Raw genomic sequence first — 3,597 nt, 5'->3', positions numbered from 1 at the left:
ACGGACGCGTTGCCCGGCTGGATTGCCGATCCGGTTGGACGCTTCGTCGCCTGGGCCGGTCGCATCGGCATGGACAAGGCCGACAGCCCCGAGATCGTGCTGCAGAAACGCCTCGCGGTCCTGCTCTGCGTCGGCACCTTGCCGCTCACCGCCTTATGGAGCGCCATCTACTTCGCAGCCGGTGTTCCCCTCGCCGCCGCCATTCCCGGCGGCTACACGATCCTGACGCCGATCAACACCGTGGTCTTCGCGTGGACCCGCAATCTCCCCTTCTATCGCTTCACCCAGCTGCTCGCCATCCTGATCCTGCCCTGGCTCCTGATGATGAGCTTGGGCGGCTTCAAGGAGTCGAGCGTCGTGATCATCTGGGCGGCGCTGACTCCGCTCGTATCGCTGCTGCTCGAGGAGCTGCGCTGGACGGTGTATTGGATCGCAGGCTTCGTCGTCCTGCTGATCTTGAGCGCGATCGTGCAGCCTTATCTCGTTCCGGCGGGACTGCCCGAGGCTTTCGTCACGTGGTTCTTCGTTCTCAACGTGGGCGCGGTGATCGCGATCACCTTCGCCCTGCTGTATTACTTCGTCGGGCAGCGGAACCACTTCCAAGAGCGGTCCGAGATGCTGCTCCTCAACATCCTGCCCAGGGACATCTCGGAGGCTCTCAAGAACGAGCAGCGCACCATCGCCGCCCACCATGAAGCCGCCAGCATCCTGTTCGCCGACGTGGTCGAGTTCACGCCGATGGCTTCCACCATGTCGCCCCTGGAGCTGGTCGATCTCCTCAACGAGGTCTTCCAGTGCTTCGACGGCCTGGTCGAACGGTACGACCTGGAAAAGATCAAGACCATCGGCGACTGCTACATGGTCGCCGCCGGGGTGCCGCGGCCGCGCCCCGATCATGCCGAGGTAATGGTCCAGCTGGCTCTCGACATGCAGGCGGCGGTCGCCGCGCGTCGGTTCGGCGGCCGTGACCTGTCGTTCCGCATCGGTATCAATTCGGGCCCGGTGGTAGCCGGCGTGATTGGCCGCAAGAAATTCATCTACGATCTGTGGGGCGAGGCGGTGAACCTCGCCAGCCGCATGGAATCACACGGCGAGCGTCACGCCACCCAGATCACGCGCGACACCTACGAGCTGGTGAAGCATCTGTTCGATTGCCAAGCCAGGGGCTCGATCGAGGTCAAGGGCGCAGGCCGCATGGAGGTGTGGCACGTGACGGGCCGCAAGGCCGGCGCATCGGTCATTCTGCAGAGTTGAGGCCGACGAAGCGGCGATCCATCAGTACACCGAGGGCACGTACATGGTCTGCGGCACCGGCGTGCGCGCGTAGTCGGGCTTGTGCTCGCGGGCCGGCAGTATGACGGGCTCGTGCTCGACCTCGGCGTAGGGGATCTGCTGCAGGAGGTGATGGATGCAGTTGAGGCGGGCCTTCTTCTTGTCGTTGCCCTCGACCACCCACCACGGTGCCTCGGGGATGTGGGTGCGCAACAGCATCTCCTCCTTGGCCTTGGTGTACTGCTCCCAGCGTCGCCGCGATTCGAGGTCCATGGGGCTCAGCTTCCACTGCTTCAGCGGATCGTGGATGCGCATCAGGAAGCGCTCGTTCTGCTCCTCGTCGGTGATCGAGAACCAGTACTTGACGAGCACGATGCCCGACCGCACCAGCATGCGCTCGAACTCGGGCACGGTGCGGAAGAACTCCTCGACGTCGGCCTCGCTGCAGAAGCCCATGACGCGCTCGACGCCGGCGCGGTTGTACCAGCTGCGATCGAACAGCACGATCTCTCCGCCGGCCGGCAGATGGGCGACATAGCGCTGGAAGTACCACTGGCTGCGCTCGCGGTCGGTCGGCGCCGAGAGCGCCACGGTACGGCAGATGCGCGGATTGAGGCGCTGGGTCACGCGCTTGATCACGCCGCCCTTGCCGGCGGCGTCGCGGCCCTCGAACAGCACGACCACCTTGAGCCTCTGACTGACCACCCAGTCCTGCAGCTTGACCAGCTCGCCCTGCAGCCGGAGCAGCTCGCGGAAGTACCTGTGGCGCTCGGAGCTGTCGATCTGCTCTGCGTCGTCGCGGAGGCTGCCCCCTCCGAAGCGGGTCGTGCGGCCCAGCATGTCGTCATCGATCTCGAGCTCGAGCTCTTCTTCGATGCTGTCGGCGAGCTCGTTGCGCAGCTTATCCGCCAGGCTCTGATTCCGGTCCTCGATGCCCATTCCGAATCCTCCACGGTCGTGATTTGGGAAGGTGCGGCTCGCTTATGACAATTTCGCGACTTTGGACTTACAGTGCGGCAGTGGTCGATCACACGGGGATGGCGATGCTCGGAGCGAGACTGGCGATATCCGCTTGTGTCCTGTTGGCGGCGCCGGCACCGCTCTCGGTCCGCGCCATTCCTGCTCCGGCCCAGACGGCTGCCGGTCCGGCTGCGAGCTGCGTGCTTCCGCGTCCTCCCGACACACTATGGGCGCTGGCGCAATGCTGTGAAAGCTCGTTGACGAGCGACGTCGGTTGCCGCGTGCACGACCAGAAGAACGGCTACGTCGTTATCAAGGACAACTCCGCCAGGAAGCCCCGATCCTACATGATCATTCCGACCAGCCGGGTCACCGGGATCGAGGACGGGCTGGTGGACCGACCGCCCGTGGTGGATTTTTGGCAGTACGGTTGGGCGCAGTCGCGCACATGGCCCGGCTATTCGGCGGCCGACACGGGAATGGCGATCAACTCGGAGCAGGGCCGAACGCAGAACCAGCTCCACATCCACATTTCCTGCGTGCGGCCGGACGTGAAGAAGGCGCTCGACCAGGCCGCGATCGGGTTCTTCCCGGCGAGGCCGGTCACGCTCCGATTGCCGCCGCATGACAACCTCTACCGCGCCCTCAAGGTCACCAGGCTCGACGGCGAGCAGAGCCCGTTCCTCGTCTTCCAGTCCGATCCGAAGGTGAAGGAGACCATGGGCGAGCAGAGCATCGCTGTCGTGGGCTCCGCGATCGCCGGTCAGTACTACGTGCTCGATACCCAATCCGGCGACGGCAATCGGGGCCATGCGGAGGAGTTGCTCGAGCAGACCTGCCAGTCGTGGGCAAAATAGGCGCCCGCGATACTGCTACTGTCGGGTGTGCCTGCCGGGAGGTGCCGGCCCGCGAAAGCCACCGTAAGATGTCCTTCGATGACCAAGGACACTTCCTTCGGGCCGGTGCCGACGATGTCGCTTCTGGCCTTCACCTCGGGCTTCGTCGACACGCTGAGCTTCATCGCGCTGTTCGGCCTGTTCGCCGCCCACGTCACCGGCAATTTCGTGCTGATCGCGACGTCGCTGGCCGAGTTCCGTCATGGCCTGTGGATCAAGCTGCTCGCCATCCCGATCTTCGTCCTCGCCACCGTTCTGACGCGCCTCTACATCATCCGCCGCGAGCGCCATGAGCGCGATGCCGCCGCGCACGTGATGCTCGGCCAGGTAGTGCTGCTCGCCGCCTTCATGGTCGTCGCAGTCTGGCATTCGCCGTTCCAGCATCACGAGGATTCGGGTGCGTTCTTCACCGCCCTGTTGGCCGCCTCCGCAATGGCGGTCCAGAACACCGCGGCGCGGACATTCCTGA

4 protein-coding genes are annotated in these 3,597 nt (G+C 64.7%); 3 read left to right on the top strand and 1 reads right to left on the bottom strand.

What is annotated here, in order from left to right:
* Positions 1–1,254: adenylate/guanylate cyclase domain-containing protein (locus tag AB7O82_RS32360; protein WP_428621211.1), on the top strand; the 1,254-nt coding region annotated here is incomplete at its 5' end.
* Between the two features lie 21 nt (positions 1,255–1,275).
* On the opposite strand, the gene ppk2 is transcribed toward AB7O82_RS32360, so the two are convergent.
* Positions 1,276–2,211, bottom strand: a complete 936-nt coding sequence (ppk2, locus tag AB7O82_RS32355) for a polyphosphate kinase 2 (RefSeq protein ID WP_428552797.1) — start codon at positions 2,209–2,211, stop codon at positions 1,276–1,278.
* A 44-nt stretch (positions 2,212–2,255) separates the two neighbouring features.
* On the opposite strand from ppk2, the gene AB7O82_RS32350 reads away from it, so the two are divergent.
* Entirely contained in the window at positions 2,256–3,089 is an 834-nt protein-coding gene (locus AB7O82_RS32350) for a CDP-diacylglycerol diphosphatase (protein WP_428621209.1), read from the top strand.
* A 78-nt stretch (positions 3,090–3,167) separates the two neighbouring features.
* A partial coding sequence (locus AB7O82_RS32345; RefSeq protein WP_428621207.1) for a YoaK family protein occupies positions 3,168–3,597 on the top strand: 430 nt, incomplete at its 3' end.

This window comes from Reyranella sp. (genome assembly GCF_050185545.1).
GTDB lineage: Bacteria > Pseudomonadota > Alphaproteobacteria > Reyranellales > Reyranellaceae > Reyranella.
Note: the sequence above shows the minus strand (reverse complement) of the source record. Positions and strands in the feature narration are given on the sequence as shown.

What these genes read in the sequence shown, in the direction of transcription:
- ppk2 (WP_428552797.1), bottom strand. Translation starts at nt 2,211, where the DNA reads ATGGGCATCGAGGACCGGAATCAGAGCCTGGCGGATAAGCTGCGCAAC.
- AB7O82_RS32350 (WP_428621209.1), top strand. Translation starts at nt 2,256, where the DNA reads ATGACAATTTCGCGACTTTGGACTTACAGTGCGGCAGTGGTCGATCAC.